Annotated in this window: 12 protein-coding genes; 6 read left to right on the top strand and 6 right to left on the bottom strand. The window is 65.6% G+C overall.

Going from position 1 to position 19,642, the window contains the following annotated elements:
• Positions 1-221 precede the first annotated feature (221 nt).
• Positions 222-1,928, top strand: a complete 1,707-nt coding sequence (gene leuA, locus JAB6_RS20850; RefSeq protein WP_070304348.1) for a 2-isopropylmalate synthase — start codon at positions 222-224, stop codon at positions 1,926-1,928.
• 169 nt (positions 1,929-2,097) lie between these two features.
• Positions 2,098-3,690 carry a methyl-accepting chemotaxis protein gene (locus tag JAB6_RS20845; RefSeq protein ID WP_070304347.1) on the top strand — a complete coding sequence of 531 codons (1,593 nt, stop codon included), beginning with the start codon at positions 2,098-2,100 and terminating at the stop codon, positions 3,688-3,690.
• 5 nt (positions 3,691-3,695) lie between these two features.
• On the opposite strand, the gene egtB is transcribed toward JAB6_RS20845, so the two are convergent.
• Positions 3,696-4,928, bottom strand: coding sequence for an ergothioneine biosynthesis protein EgtB (gene egtB / locus JAB6_RS20840; protein WP_070304346.1), 1,233 nt, complete (start codon positions 4,926-4,928; stop codon positions 3,696-3,698).
• A gap of 7 nt (positions 4,929-4,935) precedes the next feature.
• A complete protein-coding gene (gene egtD / locus JAB6_RS20835) occupies positions 4,936-5,928 on the bottom strand; it encodes an L-histidine N(alpha)-methyltransferase (RefSeq protein WP_083292867.1) in 993 nt (330 codons plus the stop codon).
• Positions 5,929-6,239: 311 nt separating this feature from the next.
• On the opposite strand from egtD, the gene JAB6_RS20830 reads away from it, so the two are divergent.
• The 3 genes from JAB6_RS20830 to JAB6_RS20820 all read left to right on the top strand — a co-directional run bounded on the left by JAB6_RS20830 (position 6,240) and on the right by JAB6_RS20820 (position 13,144).
• Positions 6,240-6,932 carry an ABC transporter ATP-binding protein gene (locus JAB6_RS20830; protein ID WP_034757401.1) on the top strand — a complete coding sequence of 231 codons (693 nt, stop codon included), beginning with the start codon at positions 6,240-6,242 and terminating at the stop codon, positions 6,930-6,932.
• Between the two features lie 178 nt (positions 6,933-7,110).
• On the top strand, positions 7,111-7,398 hold the full coding sequence (locus tag JAB6_RS20825) for a hypothetical protein (RefSeq protein ID WP_034757399.1): 288 nt from the start codon (positions 7,111-7,113) through the stop codon (positions 7,396-7,398).
• Between the two features lie 274 nt (positions 7,399-7,672).
• Positions 7,673-13,144 (top strand): CHAT domain-containing protein, encoded by a 5,472-nt coding sequence (locus JAB6_RS20820; protein WP_070304345.1) that lies wholly within the window; start codon positions 7,673-7,675, stop codon positions 13,142-13,144.
• On the opposite strand, the gene JAB6_RS20815 is transcribed toward JAB6_RS20820, so the two are convergent.
• Positions 13,077-13,838 carry a GNAT family N-acetyltransferase gene (locus tag JAB6_RS20815; RefSeq protein ID WP_034757395.1) on the bottom strand — a complete coding sequence of 254 codons (762 nt, stop codon included), beginning with the start codon at positions 13,836-13,838 and terminating at the stop codon, positions 13,077-13,079. The genes JAB6_RS20820 and JAB6_RS20815 overlap by 68 nt on opposite strands.
• A gap of 144 nt (positions 13,839-13,982) precedes the next feature.
• Here JAB6_RS20815 and JAB6_RS20810 point away from each other — a divergent pair, with 144 nt between their 5' ends.
• Entirely contained in the window at positions 13,983-16,292 is a 2,310-nt protein-coding gene (locus tag JAB6_RS20810; RefSeq protein WP_070304344.1) for an FdhF/YdeP family oxidoreductase, read from the top strand.
• Here the strand turns inward: JAB6_RS20810 and fdhD are convergent.
• The 3 genes from fdhD to JAB6_RS20795 form a co-directional block, all read right to left on the bottom strand.
• Positions 16,282-17,109, bottom strand: coding sequence for a formate dehydrogenase accessory sulfurtransferase FdhD (fdhD, locus tag JAB6_RS20805; protein ID WP_083292865.1), 828 nt, complete (start codon positions 17,107-17,109; stop codon positions 16,282-16,284). The two genes, JAB6_RS20810 and fdhD, sit on opposite strands and share 11 nt — an antisense overlap.
• 68 nt (positions 17,110-17,177) lie before the next feature.
• Positions 17,178-17,891 carry a hypothetical protein gene (locus JAB6_RS20800; protein WP_083292863.1) on the bottom strand — a complete coding sequence of 238 codons (714 nt, stop codon included), beginning with the start codon at positions 17,889-17,891 and terminating at the stop codon, positions 17,178-17,180.
• A gap of 101 nt (positions 17,892-17,992) precedes the next feature.
• Positions 17,993-19,450 carry a Ppx/GppA phosphatase family protein gene (locus tag JAB6_RS20795; protein ID WP_034757385.1) on the bottom strand — a complete coding sequence of 486 codons (1,458 nt, stop codon included), beginning with the start codon at positions 19,448-19,450 and terminating at the stop codon, positions 17,993-17,995.
• Between the last annotated feature and the right edge of the window lie 192 nt (positions 19,451-19,642).

The following is a 19,642-nucleotide window of genomic DNA, read 5'->3' as shown; positions in this document are numbered from 1 at the left end:
TCGCCTGGCCACACGCCGGCGTGTTTCAAAAACCCTGGAAGGTTTGATGATGTTTGCACCATCCCCATTCGTACACGTAATCCCCACTGCGACCGCCCCCGCTGGCATCGCAGCCGCTCTGCTACCGCTACCGATCGCTTGCCTGGCCTAGTGTCTCGTGGCCGCCCGGCAAGCTTGCGCCACAACCATTGATTTCCCCCTATCTTCAGGAGTACCCGATCATGATGTTGCAAAACCCAGCTTCCAAATACCGCGCCTTTCCTCCAGTTAAATTGACCGACCGTCAATGGCCGAACCAGATCATCAGCAAACCGCCTATCTGGATGAGCACCGATTTGCGCGACGGCAACCAGTCGCTGATCGAGCCGATGAGCGCGGAAAAGAAGCTGCGTTTCTTCGAAATGCTGATCGCCATCGGCTTGAAGGAAATCGAAGTGGGTTTCCCATCGGCATCGCAGACGGACTTCGATTTTGTACGCAAGCTCGTCGATGAAGGCCGCATCCCGGACGACGTCACCATCATCGTGCTGACACAGTCGCGTGAAGAATTGATACGCCGCACGGTGGAATCCGTCGTCGGCGCCAAGCGCGCCATCGTCCACCTGTACAACTCCGTGGCGCCCGTGTTCCGCAAGGTCGTGTTCGGCATGTCGCGCGAAGAAATCACGAATATCGCCACCACCGGCACCACCCTCGTCAAACAGCTGGTGGCCCAGCATCCGCAAACGGAATGGGGCTTTGAATACACGCCGGAATCGTTCTCGACGACGGAACTCGATTTCTCCAAGCATATCTGCGACGCCGTCAGCGCCATCTGGAAGCCGACGCCCGCCAACAAGATGATCATCAACCTGCCATCGACGGTGGAATGCAGCACGCCCAACGTGTATGCGGACCAGATCGAATGGATGTCGCGCAAGCTGGCGCGCCGCGATTCCATCATCATCAGCGTGCACCCGCATAACGACCGCGGCACGGCCGTCGCGTCGGCCGAACTGGCCGTGATGGCGGGTGCCGACCGCGTGGAAGGCTGCTTGTTCGGCAATGGCGAGCGCACGGGCAACGTCGACCTGGTGACGTTGGCGATGAACTTGTACACGCAAGGCGTGCACCCGGGCCTCGATTTCTCCGACATCGACAGCGTGCGCAAGTGCGTGGAAGAGTGCAACCAGTTGCCCGTCCACCCGCGCCACCCGTATGCGGGCGACCTGGTCTTCACGGCCTTCTCCGGCTCGCACCAGGATGCGATCAAGAAAGGTTTCGCCAAGCAACAACCGGACAGCATCTGGGAAGTGCCGTACTTGCCGATCGACCCGGCCGACCTGGGCCGCAGCTACGACGCCGTGATCCGCGTCAACAGCCAGTCCGGCAAGGGCGGCATGGCGTACTTGCTGGAACAGGAATACGGCCTGGTCTTGCCGCGCCGCCTGCAGATCGAATTCTCGCGCGCCGTGCAAGCGGTGGCTGATGCCACGGGCCGCGAAATCGCCGCGCAGGATATCCATGAAATCTTCCAGCAGGAATACCTGGAGCAGACGGCGCCGTACGCCTACGCTTCGCACCGCATGGTGGAAGACACGAGCAGCGACGAATCCGTGCAGATCGACATCAGCCTGTCGCACCGCCAGACGCCGCTGGCCCTGCAAGGCGGCGGCAACGGCCCCATCGATGCCTTCGTCAATGCGCTCGGTCTCGACATCAAGCTGATGGATTACCATGAGCACTCGATCGGCTCCGGCGCCAACGCGCAAGCGGCTTGCTACGTGGAATTGCGCCTCGATAACGGTCCGACCCTGTTCGGCGCCGCCATCGACAGCAATATCGTCACCGCCTCGTTCAAGGCCGTCTTGTCGGCCGTGAACCGCCGCATCAAGCAGACGGACGCCGAAAAAACAACAGCGGCCGACGTGGCTGCCAGCGCCGCCTGAACACGGATCAAGCATCCCTCATAGGGAGAAAAAGCGGTAGGGCTTGATCGCCGTGCCGCTTTTTCATTTCTATAAGGCAATTAGTAGTGCAAATCAGGTATCGCCAGCCGTATAATCATTTCATAACAAGACCACCGGAGACAGATCACTAGCTACCGAGGGAATCAGTATGAAATTGACGGATATGAAGATAGGCGTGCGCCTGGGCGCCGGTTTTGGCGTGGTGCTGCTGCTGATGGCAGTGCTGGTAGGCACGGGCCTTTTCCGGCTGGACAAGATCGGCGCGCTCAGCGAAGCCATCATCGAGAAAGACTGGGCCAAGGCCGACGCCATCGCCACCATCCGCAGCACCACGCGTTCGAACGCGGCACTGGTGCTGGAACTGTTCATCCATGAAGATCCGGCCCGCGCCAACGCCATCCACGGTGAAATCGACGCCAACAAGGCCACCATCACCGATGCGCTGACCATCCTCGACCGCCTGATCGTGCTGCCTGAAGGCAAGGAACTACTGGCTACGCTGAAGCAGCAGCGCAAGGCCTATGTCGTCTCGTTCAGCCAGGCCGACAAGCTGCTGGTGGCGGGACAGCGCGCGGAAGCGGCCACGCACGTGCGCGACGACACCCTGCCCGCCCTGAACCAGTTGCAAAAGACCGTGAACCGCCTGAATGAAATCCAGCGCGGCGTCGTCGTGCATGGCGGCCAGCAAATCCAGCAGAATATTTCCGCAGCCAATGTGCTGATGGCCAGCCTGGGCACGGCCGCCCTGCTGCTGGGCGTGCTCTTTGCGTGGCGGGTCACGCGCTCGATCACCACGCCGATCGCATACGCCCTGCGCGTGGCGCAAGCGGTGGCCGGAGGCGACTTGAGCAGCAAAATCGTGGCCGACGGCAAGGATGAAGCGGGCCAGCTGCTGCAGGCGCTGCGCGACATGAACACCAACCTGGCCACCCTGGTGGGGCAAGTGCGCGGCGGCACGGGCACCATTGCCGTCGCGTCGAGCCAGATCGCCAGCGGCAATGCCGACCTGTCGGCCCGCACGGAAGCGCAGGCCAGCGCGCTGGAAGAGACAGCCTCGTCGATGATCGAACTGACGGGCACCGTGCGCAGCAACAGCGACAATGCGCGCCAGGCCGACAGCCTGGCCCGCTCGGCGTCGGCCATCGCGCAGCGCGGCGGCTCGGCCATGGCGGAAGTGGTCGGCACCATGGACGCCATCAATACATCGTCGCGCAAGATCGTCGACATCATCGCCGTCATCGACGGCATCGCTTTCCAGACGAATATCCTGGCCCTGAATGCGGCCGTCGAGGCAGCGCGTGCCGGCGAGCAAGGACGCGGCTTTGCCGTGGTGGCCTCCGAAGTGCGCAACCTGGCGCAACGCTCGGCCGCGGCTGCGAAGGAAATCAAGGAACTGATCGCCGACTCCGTCGACCGGGTCGGCCAGGGCGCGCAGCTGGTCAGCCAGGCGGGCGCCACAATGGATGAAGTGGTGGCCAGCGTGGGCCGGGTCAGCGCCATCGTCGGTGAAATCAGCGTCGCCAACCACGAGCAAAGCGAAGGCATCGAGCAGATCAATGCCGCCATCATGCAGATGGACCAGACGACGCAGCAAAACGCGGCCCTCGTCGAGGAAGCGGCCGCGGCTGCGGCGGCCATGCATGAACAGGCGGGCGAACTGGAAACCCTCGTCAGCCAGTTCAAGCTGGAACAGAACGCCGGAGGCAAAGCGCCGCCACCTGCCGTCCCGCGGTTGCACTAAGCCGATTACTCCACCTGGCGTGCCAGGCGGATGCCGGAAAATTGCCAGCGCGCGCCGGCCGGGAAGAAATTGCGGTAGCTGGCACGCGCATGGCCGGCCGGCGTGGCGCAGGACGAGCCGCGCAGCACATACTGGTTCAGCATGAACTTGCCGTTGTATTCACCGAGTGCCCCAGGCGCCGTGCGGTAGCCCGGATACGGCGCGTAGCTGCTGCTGGTCCATTGCCAGCAGTGGCCGAACATCTGCCGCAATCCCGTTCCCGGCACGCCCGCCGCTGGATGCAGCTGGCCAACTTCCACGGCGGTGCCTTGCGCCGCCAGCTCCCACTCCGCTTCCGTCGGCAGGCGCGCGCCAGCCCAGTGCGCATAGGCGTCCGCCTCGAACAGGGACAGATGCGTGGCCGGCGCCTGCAGGTCGAGCGGACGCAAGCCGAACAAGGTGAATTCCTGCCAGTGTCCGGCATCATCGCGCTGCCAGTACAGCGGACACTCGAGCTGCTGGCTGCGTACCCAGTCCCAGCCTTCGGCCAGCCACAAATGCGCCGTGCGGTAGCCGCCCGCCTCGATGAAGGCGAGATATTCGCCATTCGTCACCAGCGCGCTGGCCAGTTCGAACGGCGCCACGTATTGCGGGTGGCGCGGCAATTCATTGTCGAAACAGAAGCCATCGCCCGCATGACCGATCTGCGCCAGGCCGCCATCGAACGCGAGCCAGGCCGTGGGCTGCGCGTGTTCTTGCGCTAGCGCAGGCGCAGTGTCAAGGTAAGCGGGAAACAGGGCGCTCTGCGCGAGCAGGTGCTTGACGTCCGTCAACAGCAACTCCTGGTGCTGCTGCTCATGCTCGAGGCCCAGCGCCAGCAGCATGGTCAGCCGTTCGCGCTCGCCGCGCGCCAGTTCGCCCGCCAGCAGGCACGCGATGCGCGCATCGACATTGGCGCGGTAAGCGCGCACCTGGGCCATGCCGGGGCGCGTCAGCAAGCCCCGCTGGGCGCGCGGGTGCTTCTCGCCCACGCCGTTGTAATACGAGTTGAACAGCACGCGGAAGGCCGGGTGAAAGGGCGCGAACGCCGCTTCCATGCTTTCCAGAATAAACGTTTCGAAAAACCAGGTCGTATGCGCGAGATGCCATTTCACGGGACTGGCGTCCGGCATCGACTGGGCACCGCAATCCTCGTCGGACAGCGGTTCGGCCAGCAGCAGCGAGTGCTGGCGCACCTTGTTGTAGTGATCGATCAGCATCTTTTTCTTAGTCCCTGATCACGCGTGCGTAAATCACGGCAAACCATTGCTGCGGGTCCGTCCAGACTTGCACGGTGGAAAACCCCGCCTGTTCCAGCAAGCCGACGAAGCTGGCGCGCGTGTATTTGTAGCTGTCTTCTGTATGGATGCGCTCGCCTTTCGCGAAACGCCGCTGGCCGCCTTTCCAATGGACAAGCTGCTCGCTGCGCGCTTCCAAGTGCATTTCGACGCGGCGCTCGTCGGCGTTGAAAAAGCCATGGTGCTGCCACGCGCGCACGTCGAAGTCGGCGCCGATCAACCCGTTCACGTGGCGCAGCATGTTCAGGTTGAAGGCAGCCGTGACGCCCAGCGCATCGTCATAGGCGGCGTCGAGGATGGCGTCGTCCTTGATCAGGTCGACGCCGATCAGCAGGCCGCCATCGCCGTCCGCATTCGCGCGCAGGCGGCGCAAAAAGGCGGTCGCTTGCTCAGGCGCAAAATTGCCGATCGACGAGCCGGGGTAGAAGAACAGGCGCCGCGCGTCGCGCACGCTGTCGGGCAAGTCCAGGCGGCTGGAGAAATCCAGGCCCAGACCCGTCATCTCGATGTGCGGAAAGCGCTGCTGCAGCCGGCTCAGCGATTCACTGAGGAAATCGTAGGAAATATCCACGGCCACGTACTGGGCCGGATGCAGCAGCGGAAACAGGCTGGCGGCCTTGGCGCAATTGCCCGCGCCCAAGTCGATCAGGGTGCTGCCCGGCCCCACGGCGTGCGCGATCTCGGCGCCGTGACGGGCGAAGATGGCCGCTTCCGTGCGCGTCGGATAGTACTCGGGCAAGGCGCAGATGGCTTCGAACAACTTCGAGCCGAGCGCGTCGTACAGGTATTTGGGCGAGGTCCAGGCATCGCGCGCCAGCAGGCCGCTGCTGATCTCGGCTATCGTGGCAGGAGTGGCGCTGGCCGCTTCTGCGTTGCTGGTGGGATACAAATTGGACTGCTGTTGCGCAAGTGGCATGGTCATGGGCTGGCGTCGTCAATATTAGGTTCACGAAGGGCTTGCACGGTCAGCCAACGGGCGCGCCGCCCCTGCCATAGCGGTTTGCAGGCGCCTTGCCGATGACTTTTTTCCATCATAACGGAATCCGCACAAGCCAGCCGTGCGGCAGGTAACTTAAGGTCAAACAGGCTGCGCACAGAAAAATTGGTATTACCAAGCAAAAAGCATAAGCCTGTCGTATACTACACATTGCCGGCCAAACAATCCGCGCGCCATTGCAGTTCCCAGGCCCCCCTCTCCCCCGCGTGCCTCCCTTTACGGTAACCGTTAACACCATGCTCGAATTGCGCCATCTGTCGAAGTCCTATGCCAATGCCCGTCCCGTGCTGGCCAACATTTCCTGCCGCTTCAAGGCCGGGGAATTCATCGCCATCATGGGCGACTCTGGCGTGGGCAAGTCGACACTGCTGAACCTGATCGCCGGCCTCGATACGCCCGATGCGGGTGCCGAAGCGCACCCTATCCTGGTGGACGGCATTGCCATGTCCAGCCTCGATGACGCCGCCGCGACCCGGCTGCGTCGCGCCCGCATGGGCTTTATCTTCCAGGCGTTTCACGTCTTGCCGCACCTGACCCTGCTGCAAAACGTGGCCCTGCCGCTGCTGCTCAACGGACTGCCCCAGGAGCGTGCCGCCAGCATGCTCGAGGCCGTCGGCCTGGGCGGACGCGGCGGCGACTTCCCGCAGCAATTATCGGGTGGCGAAATGCAGCGCGTGGCCATCGCCCGCGCGCTCGTCCACAAGCCGGCGCTGGTGCTGGCCGATGAGCCGACCGGCAACCTCGACCCGGACACGGCGCACAGCATCCTGCAATTGCTGCGCGCCGAAATCAAGGCCAACGGCAGTTGCGCGATCATGGTCACGCATTCGCTGGCCGCCGCCGAAATGGCGGACCGGACCATGATCCTGACGAAAAGCGGATTACAAAATACAACAATCGTCAACCAAATTGATCAAACAATCAGTTAATTTAACTGACCATCTGTCACAAGTTTTGTTATCGTAGTATTATTTAAACACTTGCCTGGTTATCAATGTTGTAACGCGAATGTTGTCACGTCACCCAGACAGCCGTACTGCGATGACGAACTATAGCCGGGACCATATAAAGTGGTCTCGTCCCTTGCATAACCTGAAGGAGGAGTAAATGAACGTTCGGCAAAAGAAGCTGGAAATGATTGAAGCGATGAACCGGGCGCGTGCGCTCGAACCATCGAGTTTTGTGCCCAACAAGCTGCTCGATACCTTGATCGAGAAGTTGAACTTGAAAAATGATGCGGAACTGTGCCGTGTCCTGGAAGTTCAGCCTCCCATCATCAGCAAGATTCGGCACGGAAAACTGTCGGTCGGTGCAACGATTTTATTGCGCATGCATGAAAAATCGGACATCACCATCCGCGAACTGAAGGAACTGTCCGCCACGCCAGTCCATTGAAGCACCCGCTGTTGTAATGCCATGCCAGGCACCCCAGGTTCCCGGCGCAATGAACTTTTGCCATACAATTCGCGTAGTTCGCTCACCGCACAACATCCGAGCACGATAGCGAAGAGACCCAGCCCAAACCATGCTGACCGTTTCTCTGCCCTCCCGCTCCAGCAAGCCCTCTCCAGCTTCTCCCCCCCTGCATTTCCACGCAAACTTGATCTGACACAACACGCATAGTCCCAGCAGGCATCAAGGTCAGCTTTTAACCAGCGATCCCAACCGCATGTCCAGCGATCCCCTTGCGCCGTCCGTGCTGCGCCTGACGCTCACGCGCGATCCCCTCGCCAGCGCCGGCGACTGCCCCGCCGCGCCCGGCTGGCACGCCGAAACCCATGTGCTGTCCAGCGCGCGCGGCATCGGCAGCTGCCGCACCGTGCTCGATATCGGCCCGTCCGACGTCGTGCAACTGCTGCTGTGCGACGGCAGTTCGCTGCTGGCGGGCAGCCTCGACCTGCCACGCTACCTGGGACCGGCCACGGTGGCGCGCGACGGCGCCCCCGCCAGCATCGAAGTGGGACTGGCCTTGCGCCCGCAGGCGGCGCGCCAGCCGCCCGGCGCCAGCCGCGACGGCCTGGGCGCCTGGATGCTGCGGGCCGTGCGCGTGTACCGCTGCGGCGCCGCCGCCATGACGGCGCTGGCGGCGGCGGGCGCCTTCCAGGACCGCCAGCTGGAACAGCGCCTGGGCCTGTACCGCTGCGGCATCGAGGCGGGCAGCATGACGGCCGTCGCCAGCCTGCCCGCCGGGCCGGAACCGGTGCTGCTGCTGTTGCACGGCACGGCCTCGTCGACCCGGCGCAGCTTTGGCGGCCTGTGGCGCAACGGGCTGGCGCCGCAACTGGCGGCGCAATACGGCAACCGCATCTACGGCTATGAGCACCGCAGCCTCAGCGACAGCCCCATCGAGAATGCGCTGACCCTCGTGCGCCAGCTGCCGCACGGCGCCGTGCTGCACCTGCTGGCCCATTCGCGCGGCGGCCTGGTGGGCGAATTGCTGGCGCGCGCGCAGCGCATCGACAGCTGCGGCGCCGTCGACCTGGCCGGCGACGGCCTGGAGCGGTTGAGCGAAAACACCGTGGGCGGCGAAGCGTTCAACAGCCACGATATCGAACACTTCACGGCGCAGGCGCGGCTGGGCGGACGCGGCGGCTACGACGAAGATGCGGCGCGCCTGCGCGCGCTCAGCGTGGAACTGAAGACGCGCGCCATCCGCATCGCCCGCTTCGTGCGCGTGGCTTGCCCGGCGCGCGGCACCACCCTGATGTCGGGCCGCCTCGACCGCTGGGCCAGCGTGATGTTCAACCTGCTGCTGCACGGCGGCGTTCCCGACGGCGCCATGGCCTTCCTGCTGGCCGTGGTGCGGCAGCGCTGCGACGCGCGCATCCTGCCCGGCCTGGAAGCGATGATGCCCGACTCGCCGCTGGTGGCCCTGCTCAACGCGCCCGACGTGCGCGTGGCCAGTCCGCTGCACGTGCTGGCCGGTGCCTGCAGCGGCGATGGCTTGCTGGGCTGGCTGGGCGACTGCCTCGGCGACCAGCTGTACGGTGGGCAGAACGACCTGGTGGTCAATTGCGCCTCGATGGCCGGCGGCGCCACGCGCAGCACGCCGGTGCGGCAACTGCTGCTGCGCGGGCCGCACACGCACCACATGAACTACTTCGAGCGCGCGCCGTCCAGCCAGGCCGCCGTGCAGGTGCTCACCGGCGACGAGGCAGCCTACCAGCCGCTGCCCGGCATCGAGCACGGCCCGCTGGCGCGCGGCGGCGAAGTGCCGAAACGGCGCGCGCACGCGCCCATCGCGCTGCTGCTGCCCGATATCATGGGCAGCCACCTGCAAGTGGGCAGCAACCGCATCTGGTTCGATCCCGTCAACCTGGTCGAAGGGCGCATCGAACGCCTGGCCGTGGGCCAGCCGCACATCGTCAGCGCCGGCTGGATCGAGTCCTGCTATGAACCGTTTGCCCGCTTTCTCGCGCAAAGCCAGGAAGTGCGGCCTTTTACCTATGACTGGCGATTGTCGCTGCAGGAGTCGTGCCGCGCCTTCCTGCCCGTGCTCGACGACGCCATGCGCGACGCGGAACAGCGCGGACAACCGTTGCGCATCGTCGCCCACGGCATGGGCGGACTGGTGGCGCGCCTGGCCCTGAAAGACCGCTGGCAGCGCTTCGGCGCCCTGCCCGGCAGCCGATTGCTGCAGGTGGGCACGGCCAACCGCGGCACGCAGGCGATGGTGCAAGTGCTGCTGGGGCGCGACCGGCTGGTGCAGATGCTGGCGTGCTGGATAGGCTGGAAGCACACGCGGCGCCAGTTTCTCGGCTTCGTGCGCGCCTTTCCCGGCGTGCTGGACATGCTGCCGTGGCCGCAGGCGGGCGGCGGTGTCGATTATTTCGACGCCAATACATGGGCGCAGCTGGCCGCCGGCGACGCGCAAGCGAACCTGCCCGGCGGCTGGCAGGCGCCCGAGGCCCAAGCGCTGGCTGCGGCGCGCGCCACCGTCGCCCTGCTGGAAGCGGCCCCGCTCGACGCCCGCCTTTGCAGCTATCTGACCGGCTGCGCCGACACGCCGGTGGCGCTGCGCCTGCGCGACGGCGGCATCGAGACGGCCTGGTCGCCCGATGGCGATGGCCGCACGGCCTGGCAAGGCGCAGTGCCGGACGGCGTGGCCGCCTGCTACCTGCCCGTGGCGCATGGCGACCTGCTGCTGCAAAAAGACTACTACCCGGCCATCGCGCAGCTGCTCGACAGCGGCCAGGCCGCAGCCCTGCCCCGCCATCCGCCGCATGCGCCCGGCGGCGCCCCGCCCCGCTTCCATTCCTACGTGCCAGAGGCGACGCCGCTGTACCCGCAGCCGCAGGAATTGCTCGACGCGGCCATCGGCGCCGCCGGCCCGGCCAGTGCGCCGGAAAGCCGCGCGCCGCAGCTGAGCCTATCCGTCATCCACGGCAGCATGGCCTCGGCCGACGCGCCCGTCATGAGCGGCTGCTACGCGTCCGAATCGCTGCGCGGCAGCATGAGTTTTCTCGACCGCCTGCTGGCGGGCAAGCTGCAGGAAATCCACGCGCTGGGCCGCTTTCCGCAACGCCCCGACTCCGCCCTCGTGGTGCTGCAGCCCGACGCGGCGCGCCGTCCCGGCGGCGCCATCGTCATCGGCCTGGGCGCGCTGGGCGAACTGACGCCGGGCGAACTGGCGCGCGCCTTTGCCGGCGGCCTGCTCGAATACGCGTGCGTCTGCCTGCAGGTGCGCGCCGCCGGCCACGTGGCCGCGCCGCCGATGGGCGAACACGGCTTGCGCGTGGCCAGCCTGTTGTCCGGTTCCGGCTATGGCGGCTTGAGCATCGCCCTGTGCGCGCGGGCCCTGATCGACGGCGCGCGCAGCGCCAACCGGCGCCTCGAAGACGCGGGCATGGCGTGCCGCATCGGCCACATCGCCATCTATGAACAGTCCGAGGCGCGCGCCATCGCCGCCGCCGTGGCCATCGAACAGATCATGGCCGAAGCGCGCTACCAGGGCAGCTTCACGTTCGAGCGGCGCATCCGCCACAGCCCCGGCGGCTACCGGCGCATCCTGCCCAGCCTGAGCGGCGACAATGGCTGGCGCCGCGTGCAGATCGTCGCCGCCGACCTCTCCGGCGCCCTGCGCTTCACCGTGCTGACGGACCGCGCCCACAACAGCGTCGACGAGGAGCCGAACCAGCGGCAGGCCGTCGATGGCCTGATCATGGACGCCACCGACAACACCACCGACCAGCCGGGCCTGTCGCGCGCCCTGTACGAACTGATGCTGCCCAATGGCCTGAAGGCGGCCATCCCCGAAATGCGCGGCCTGATCCTGGCCGTCGACCAGAGCGCCGCCATCTATCCCTGGGAACTGATGCGCGACGAGGCGGGCAGCGAGGAAAGCCCGTTGTCGACGCGCATCGGCATGGTGCGCCAGCTGGCCAGCCTGCGCGAGCAGCCGTCCGCCGTCAGCCCGCCCAGCAACAGCGTGCTGGTGATCGGCGACACCGATTCCGGCCTGCCCGAACTGCCCGCCGCGCAGGCCGAGGCGCAGGACGTGGCGCACATGTTCGGCACGTACGGCTACCAGGTGCGTGAGCTGCTGCGCCCGCAGGCCCAGCGCGTGCTGGTGCACCTGTTCGACGAGCGCTATTTCGCCATCCACCTGGCCGGCCACGGCGAAGTGGCCGGTCCCGGCATCGCCCATACGGGCCTGGTGCTGGGACCGAAGACGCGGCTGACGGCGGCGCAGGTGGGCAAACTCAAACGCGTGCCGCAATTCGTCTTCATCAATTGCTGCCACCTGGGCGACATGCGCCCGGACGCCATCGCGCCGTGGTCGAAACTGGCCGCCAGCCTGGCCACGGCCTTCATTGAAATGGGTTCGCAGGCCGTGATCGCGGCCGGCTGGCGCATCGACGACCAGGCGGCCAGCATCTTCGCGCACAGCTTCTATCACGCCATGCTGAGCGGCGAATATTTCGGCGACGCCGTGCGCCTGGCGCGCGAAGCGGCCTACCTGCAGTTCCCCGCCTCGAACACCTGGGGCGCCTACCAGGCGTACGGCGACGACCGCTACCGCTTTCCGAACACCCAGAGCCGGCCCTGGCAAGCGCCCGACTACCACTACCACGGCCATTTGCTGGCCGACCTGGAAACCCTGCACGCACGCCTGGCCGGCGCCGATCCTGCGCGCCGCGCGGCCATCGAGGAAAAGCTGGCCAGCATCGAGGAAGCCGTGCGCGCGCGCTTCTTCGGCTGCGCCGACATCCGCGAAAACATGGCCGCCACGCGCGCCGGCCTCGGTGGGCTGGAGAACACCTTGCGCGCCATCGAACACTACCGGGCGGCGCACAGCGCGGCCGACGGCAAGGTGGGCTTGCGCGCGCTGGCGCACTGGGCGGAACTGGAGATACGCCAGGGCGCGGCCCTGTGCGGCCTCGATGCGGGCGCCGGCATCGAGGTGCCGGCCGTACCCGATATGGCGCAGGGACGCCGGTTGCTGCAGGATGGGAAACAGCATATCGACCTGCTGGTGGCGCTGGCGCCCACGGCACAGCGCCTGGCCCTGCTGGGACGCTACTGGGCCTTGCAGGCGCGCCTGGCCTGCCGCGAAGGAAACTCGGGCGCGCCGGCCCTGCGCGCCATGACGGATGCCTGCCTGGCCGCGCTGGAAGAAGCGCGGCGGCGCAGCGGCGTAGCCGACTGCGACCTGATTTTCCAGGTGCTGGCCGGTGCCCTGCTGCTGAAAGCCCATGGCGACGGCGGCGCCTGGCGCGCGCTCGATCCGCAGCTGGGCGACTTGCTGCACGACGCCATCGCCTATGCGCGCCAGCGCCACGCGGACGAACACCGCGCCATCGACGCCGGCGCCCCCGTGCGCGCCGCCCTGCTGGCGGCCCTGTGGCAGGTGCCGGACGGCCAGCCCTTCGACGCGCCCGCGCGCGCCGCTTTCCTGGCCCTGTACCACGACGCCGTGCGGCGCCACGGCAGCATCGGCGAACCCGAAACGATCACGGCGCCGCTGCGCTTCCTGCTTGAACTGCTGCCGTCCGACAGCCCGGACACCGGCTTGCGCAGCGCCGTGCAGGTGCTGGCCGGCCAGCTGCAGGCATCACTTCCCGGCGCTAGCCTTAGCCAGGCACCACCCCGTAATGGCGCGCATAGCGCTCGTCCAGATTCGCCAGCGGCATCATCATGAACATGTCGGCGCTTTCGAAATCGGGATCCCATGCCGGTTCGCCGCAAATCCAGGCGCCCGAACGCAGATAGCCCTTGATCAGCGGCGGCACTTGCGGCTTGTGCGCCGCTTCCACCTGGTGGATGGGGAAAGGCAGGTGCGGCGTGACGCGGTATTCGCTTGGGGCCATGTGCTTTTCGGCCAGCGCCTGGTACACGGCGACAGCGTTATGGCCGCCATCGGCCAGGCTGATGCTGGCGCAGCCGACCAGGTAGTCGCAGCGCTCGCGGCGCATGTACTCGGCCAGGCCCGACCACAGCAGCATGATCACGCTGCCGCCCCGGTATTTCGGGTGGATGCAGGCGCGGCCCGCTTCGACCATGCGTCCGCGCAAATTCTTCAGGCGGCTCAGGTCGAACTCGTTTTCCGAATACAGCCGGCCGATCTTGGCCGCCTTGGCCGCGCTCAGCACGCGGTAGGTGCCCACCACTTTCAGGGTATCGGCGTCGCGCACGATCAGGTGATCGCAGTGCGCATCGAATTCATCGCTGTCGAGGCCATCGGCGTTCGCCAGCGACGTCAGCCCCATGGTCTCGATAAACACCTTGTAACGCAAACGCTGCACTTCGCGCAATTCCGACGCTGTCGTGGCCTGGCTCAGCACCAGTTGGACCGGACGGGCCTTGGCTTCGTTTGATGCGATTATGTTTTGCATGGTTTCATCCCTGTGATCAAGACAACTCCAGCGTACTTGCCTAATATGTCAGGAAAATGACAGCCGAATGTCATTTCCGTGACGCAAGTCAATGTCATTCTGGGATCGTGCATAATTACCACACTCGCCCAGCCGAAAGAGCCCATGAAAGACCAGGACGCACCGCACATCACGCCCTACACCAAGCCGGCCGCCGGCTGGGACGCGCTGAAACACGTGGCCATCAGCCTGCGCCAGGAACGGGTCGCGCCCGAGAACCTGAAGGCGCTGCTGGCACAAAACCAGCCGGACGGCTTCGATTGCCCCGGCTGCGCCTGGCCCGACCGCAACCACGCTTCCACGTTTGCCTTTTGCGAAAACGGCGCCAAGGCCGTCGCCGCCGAAGCGACCAGCCGCCGCGCCGGCCCCGAGCTGTTCGCCAGCCATACCGTCACGCAGTTGCTGGAGCAATCGGACTACGCGCTCGAACAGCACGGCCGTTTGACGGAACCGATGGTGTACGACGCCGCCAGCGACCGCTATATGCCGATTTCCTGGGATGACGCCTTTGCCCTCGTGGGCCGTCACCTGCGCGCGCTGCCCGACCCGGACCAGGCCGCGTTCTATACGTCGGGCCGCGCCAGCAACGAAGCCGCGTTTTTGTACCAGCTGATGGCGCGCCTGTACGGCACCAATAACTTCCCCGACTGCTCCAACATGTGCCACGAGGCGACCAGCCGCGGCTTGCCGGCCACCGTGGGCATCGGCAAGGGCACGGTGACCCTGGCCGACTTCGAACTGGCCGACACCATCCTCATCTTCGGCCAGAATCCCGCCACCAACCACCCGCGCATGCTGGGCGAACTGCGCGACTGCGCGCGCCGCGGCGGCAGCATCGCCTCCATCAATCCCCTGCGCGAGCGGGGCTTGCAGCGCTTCATGGACCCGCAAAGCGCGCTGGAAATGGCGACCCTGGGCAGCACGCGCCTGGCCGGCCTGTTCGTGCAACCGACGCTGGGCGGCGACTTCGCCCTGATCAAGGCCGTCGCCAAACGCGTCGTCGAGCATGACGATGCGGCGCAGGCGGCAGGCAGGCCCGCCGTCATCGACCACGCCTTCATCGCTGAACACTGCAGCGGTTTCGACGCCTTTCGCGATGACCTGCGCGCAGAGAATTGGCAACTGCTCGTGGCAGAATCGGGCGTGAACCGTTCGCAGATCGAGGCATTGACGGACATCTTCGTCAAGGGCCAGCGCATCATCGCCACCTGGGGCATGGGCCTGACGCAGCACAAGCACAGCGTGGCGGCCATCCGCATGCTGTCGAACCTGATGATGCTGCGCGGGCAGATCGGCAAGCCGGGCGCCGGCCTGTGTCCCGTGCGCGGCCACTCCAATGTGCAGGGCGACCGCACGGTGGGCATCGAGGAGAAGCCGACGGCGGCCTTCCTCGACCGCCTGGGCCAGGTGTATGGATTCGCGCCGCCGCGCGCGCATGGCCACGACGTGGTGGCGACCATCGCAGCCATGCAGCGCGGCGAGGTAAAAGTGTTCATTGCGCTGGGCGGCAATTTCGCGGCCGCCACGCCCGACACGCCGCTGACCTTTGCCGCCCTGCGCCAGTGCGCGCTGACGGTGCAGGTGGCCACCAAGCTCAATCGCAGCCACCTGGTCATCGGCAAGGAAGCGCTGCTGCTGCCCACCCTGGGGCGCACGGAAATCGACGTGCAAGGCGGCGTGGCGCAGGGCGTGACAGTGGAAGATTCGATGAGCATGGTGCATATCTCGTACGGCCGCAATGCGCCCGCTTCGCCGCAGCTGCGCTCGGAAGTGGCCATCGTGGCCGGCATGGCCGAAGCGACGGTGGGGAGCGTCCTGGTGAACTGGCGCGCGTATGCGGCCGACTATGCGCGCATCCGCGACGACATCGAAAAGGTGTTTGACGATTTTTACGACTACAACGCCAGGGTGGCGCAGCCGGGTGGCTTTCATCTGACGGTGGCGTCGCGCGAACGCGTGTGGAAGACGGTCAGCGGCAAGGCCAGCTTCCTCGTCGCCCCGCTGGACCTCGATACGCCGTTGCACCGTGCTAGAGCGCGCCACGGCGAGCGCCTGATGGTCTTGATGAGCACACGCTCGCACGACCAGTACAACACCACCATCTACGGCATGGATGACCGCTACCGGGGCGTGTACGGCACGCGCAAGGTGGTCTTCGCCAATGCGGACGATATCGCCATGCTGGGTTTTGCCGATGGCGAGCTGGTGGACTTGATCGGCGCCTGGGACGATGGCGTGGCGCGCCGCGCCGATGGCTTCCGGCTCGTCGCCTACGACATCCCGCGCGGCTGCCTGGGCGCGTACTACCCGGAGACGAACGCGCTGGTGCCGCTGGCCAGCACGGCCGACGGCGCCGGCACGCCCACGTCGAAGTCCGTGCCCGTGCTGCTGGAGCGCAGTGAAGTTAAAGCGTGATGCCGGGCGTGTAGTCGACGTAGGCATCCTGGCGGCAGAATCCCGCCAGCTTCATGCCCGCCTGCGTGGCGATGGAAATGGCCAGCGAACTGGGGGCGGAAATCGTCGCCAGCAGCGGAATCTGCATGCGCGCCGCCTTGCGCGCCAGCTCGTAGCTGCCGCGGCTGGACAGGAAGACGAAGCCGCGCCGCATGTCGATACCGTGCAGCGCGAGATGGCCGATCAGTTTATCGAGGCCGTTGTGGCGGCCGACATCCTCGAACACGTGCACGATATCGCCATCGGGCGTGCACCACGCGGCCGCGTGCACGCCGCCCGTCTCCCGCATCAGCGTCTGGTGCTCGCGCAAGCCGGCGGAGGCACGCGCCAGCGCGGCCGGCAAGTCGACGCGGATCAGGGATGGCGGCAGCGGCGCCGGCTGCAAGTCGAGCATGTCGATGCTGTCGATGCCGCACACGCCGCAGCCCGTGCGGCCCGTCAGCTGGCGGCGCCGGTCCTTCAGGCGCACGAAATCCTCTTGGGCGATGCGCAAGGCCACTTCGGCGGAATCGGGACGCAGGAACACTTCGCAATCGAAGATGGCATCGGCGGAAGCGACCACGCCTTCCGTCAGCGCGAAGCCGTAGGCGAACGCTTCCAGGTCGCGCGGGGTGGCCATCATGACGACGTGGGAAATGCCATTGAAGACCAGCGCGACGGGGATTTCCTCGGCGACGTGGTCGATGGCGGGGGTAGCAACGCCCGCCTGGTGGCGGACGATGGCGCGCTCGACGAAGCCGGCGCGTTCGATCTCTGTATCTTCTGACATGGCAACCATGGGGGAACTTTCACAGGCCCCATGGTAAACCAGAACGGCCAGGCAGGGGGCGGCCCCTGCCCGCGCCATCAATCCTTCTTCGGACGGCCCGTTTTCAGCTGCGGCAAGCCGGCCAGCACGTTTTGCAGGGTGGCCAGGTCGATCTGGCTGATCAGCGCTACGCCGATGCGCAGCAATTCGCTTTTCTTGATCTCGAAACCGGCCTTCAGGCAGGCTTTCTTCACCTGGCCCAGGACTTCGTATTCCGCCTCCGGCATGGTGAAGCTGTCGCGCACGAGTTTCGGCTTGCGGGCTTTTTCCTTGACGGCGGCGACCTTGGCGGCCGGCGCTTTTTTCGCTGGCGCAGGCTTGGCGGCTGGTTTGGCTACCGGTTTGACGGCGGCTTTCGCTGCCGGCTTGGCGGCGGGCTTCGCAATGGCTTTCACTGCCACCTTGGCGACCGGCTTGGCAGCGACTTTGGGGACCGGCTTGGCGACGACGGCCTTGGCCGCCGGCTTGGCGGCTGGCGCCTTGGCAGCGGCAGGCTTGGCGGCGACAGGTTTCGCTGCTACTGGCTTCACTGCTACTGGCTTCGCTGCTGCCGGCTTCGCTGCGGCAGGTTTGGCGGCCACTGGCTTGACGGCGGCTTTTGCCACCGGCTTGGCTGCGGGCTTCACTGCAGGCTTCACTGCAGGCTTGGCGGCCGGTGCGGCCTTGGCCGCTGCCGCATTGATCGAGGCGCTGGTAGGGAACATCGATACGGGCGCGCTGTCGGGCTTTTTCGCTGGGACGGTTTTGGTCATGGATTTTCCAATCTAGTAAATAATATAAACAATATATACTGTTTTTAAAAATCTTGCTTGCTGCACATCAAGTCATGCGCATGGCATGACCCAATGATCCACTACGCGCTGGCGCGGATGGTGAAATCGACCCCCACCTCGTCCCAGAATTCCTGCTCCTTCTCGATCCAGAACGACACGGTCGGATGGTGCGCCACCCAGCCGCGCTTGATATCGAGCTCGATGCGGTTCTTCATGCGCAGGCGCAGTTCGCTGAAATCGGCCTCGATGCGCGCATGCATGAGCAAAATCGACAGACGCAGCGCCAGCACGGCCTTGGCGAAATCGGGGTCGGACAGCACTTCGCCGATCTTGCGCAAGTTGCCCTTCTGCGCCAGGATCAGCCGGCTCATGGTCTTCTGCTCGCGCGTGGTAAAACCGGGCAAGTCCGCGTTTTCCACGATGTAGGAGGCGTGCTTGTGGTAGCCCGTCTGCGACACGGCCAGGCCCACCTCATGCAGCAGGCTACTCCAGCGCAGGCATTTCACCAGCGCGTCGGACGTGGGCTTGAGCTGCGCATACATGGCCAGCGCCTGCTCGGCCACCCGGCCGGCGCGCTGCTGGTCGATATGGAATTTCTCCATGCAGCCCTGCACCGACTGTTCGCGACGGTCGCGCTTGGTCGAACGCAGGTACAGATCCCACATCACGCCCATGCGCAAGCCCGCCTCGATCGGCGTCATGGCGGGAATGGCCAGTTCACGGAACAGGCCGATCAAGATCGCCAGGCCGCCGACGATGGTGCTGGCGCGGTCGGGCCGCAAGCCGGGCATGTCGATGCGGCTCGTGTGACCGAGTTCGATGAAGCGGCGCGCCAGCGCGTCGAGGCTGGCGCTCGTGAGCAAGCCGTCACCGAGCTTGTTGCGGGCGATGATGTCGGCGATCGTGCGGATGGTGCCGGAAGAACCATAGGCCGTCTTCCAGTGCTGCGGATGGTATGGCGGCGCGGCATCCTCGAAATGGCTGCGCGCCGACAGGATAGCCGCCTCGAACGACGGCGCGTCGATGCGCCCGCCGATGAAGAACGACAGGCTTTGCTTGACGGTGCCCAGGCTGAACGACTCGACCCGCTCGATATCGTTGCCGCGCCCCAGTATCAGTTCCGTCGAGCCGCCGCCGATATCCATCACCAGCCGGCGTTCGCCGGGTATGGCCAGCGCATTGGCCACGCCCATGTAGATCAAGCGCCCCTCTTCCTCGCCCGAGATGATTTCGATCGGGTAGCCGATGGCTTGCTCGGCCAGCGGCAGGAAGACGGCGCCGTTGCGCGCCACGCGCATGGCCGACGTGGCCACCACGCGCACGGCATCGAGCTCGAAGCCCGCGAGGATGGCGCGAAAGCGCTGCAGGCAGGCCAGCGCGCCCTGCATGGCCGCCTCGGTCAGGTCGCCATTGGCATCCAGGCCGGCGGCCAGGCGTATCGGATCGCGCACGCTCTTGACCACGCGGATCGTGTCGCCATCATGCTTGCCGACGTGTAAACGAAAACTGTTGGACCCCAGGTCCACCGCTGCATACATACTGGCCTCTTGTCTTGTCATTGCTGTGCCAACTGAAAAAGTTGGCAAACTCAGTTGCTAAACTATATAAATCATTTAAACGATTTAAAAATCCTACCACACTACCCCCATCGTATGACAGCGGCGTGACAGGATTGTGACAAAACAGCGCGTAGCCGTGACGTTTAAGAACGTCTGACAAAACCGTAGCGA

Source organism: Janthinobacterium sp. HH104, assembly GCF_001758715.1.
Taxonomy (GTDB): domain Bacteria; phylum Pseudomonadota; class Gammaproteobacteria; order Burkholderiales; family Burkholderiaceae_D; genus Janthinobacterium; species Janthinobacterium aestuarii.
Note: the sequence above shows the minus strand (reverse complement) of the source record. Positions and strands in the feature narration are given on the sequence as shown.

Coding starts and splice junctions, on each gene's coding strand:
- JAB6_RS20830 (WP_034757401.1), top strand. CDS start 6,240: ATGCTCGAATTGCGCCATCTGTCGAAGTCCTATGCCAATGCCCGTCCC.
- JAB6_RS20845 (WP_070304347.1), top strand. CDS start 2,098: ATGAAATTGACGGATATGAAGATAGGCGTGCGCCTGGGCGCCGGTTTT.
- egtB (WP_070304346.1), bottom strand. CDS start 4,928: ATGCTGATCGATCACTACAACAAGGTGCGCCAGCACTCGCTGCTGCTG.
- JAB6_RS20820 (WP_070304345.1), top strand. CDS start 7,673: ATGTCCAGCGATCCCCTTGCGCCGTCCGTGCTGCGCCTGACGCTCACG.
- JAB6_RS20815 (WP_034757395.1), bottom strand. CDS start 13,838: ATGCAAAACATAATCGCATCAAACGAAGCCAAGGCCCGTCCGGTCCAA.
- egtD (WP_083292867.1), bottom strand. CDS start 5,928: ATGACCATGCCACTTGCGCAACAGCAGTCCAATTTGTATCCCACCAGC.
- JAB6_RS20800 (WP_083292863.1), bottom strand. CDS start 17,891: ATGACCAAAACCGTCCCAGCGAAAAAGCCCGACAGCGCGCCCGTATCG.
- JAB6_RS20825 (WP_034757399.1), top strand. CDS start 7,111: ATGAACGTTCGGCAAAAGAAGCTGGAAATGATTGAAGCGATGAACCGG.
- JAB6_RS20810 (WP_070304344.1), top strand. CDS start 13,983: ATGAAAGACCAGGACGCACCGCACATCACGCCCTACACCAAGCCGGCC.
- leuA (WP_070304348.1), top strand. CDS start 222: ATGATGTTGCAAAACCCAGCTTCCAAATACCGCGCCTTTCCTCCAGTT.
- fdhD (WP_083292865.1), bottom strand. CDS start 17,109: ATGGTTGCCATGTCAGAAGATACAGAGATCGAACGCGCCGGCTTCGTC.
- JAB6_RS20795 (WP_034757385.1), bottom strand. CDS start 19,450: ATGTATGCAGCGGTGGACCTGGGGTCCAACAGTTTTCGTTTACACGTC.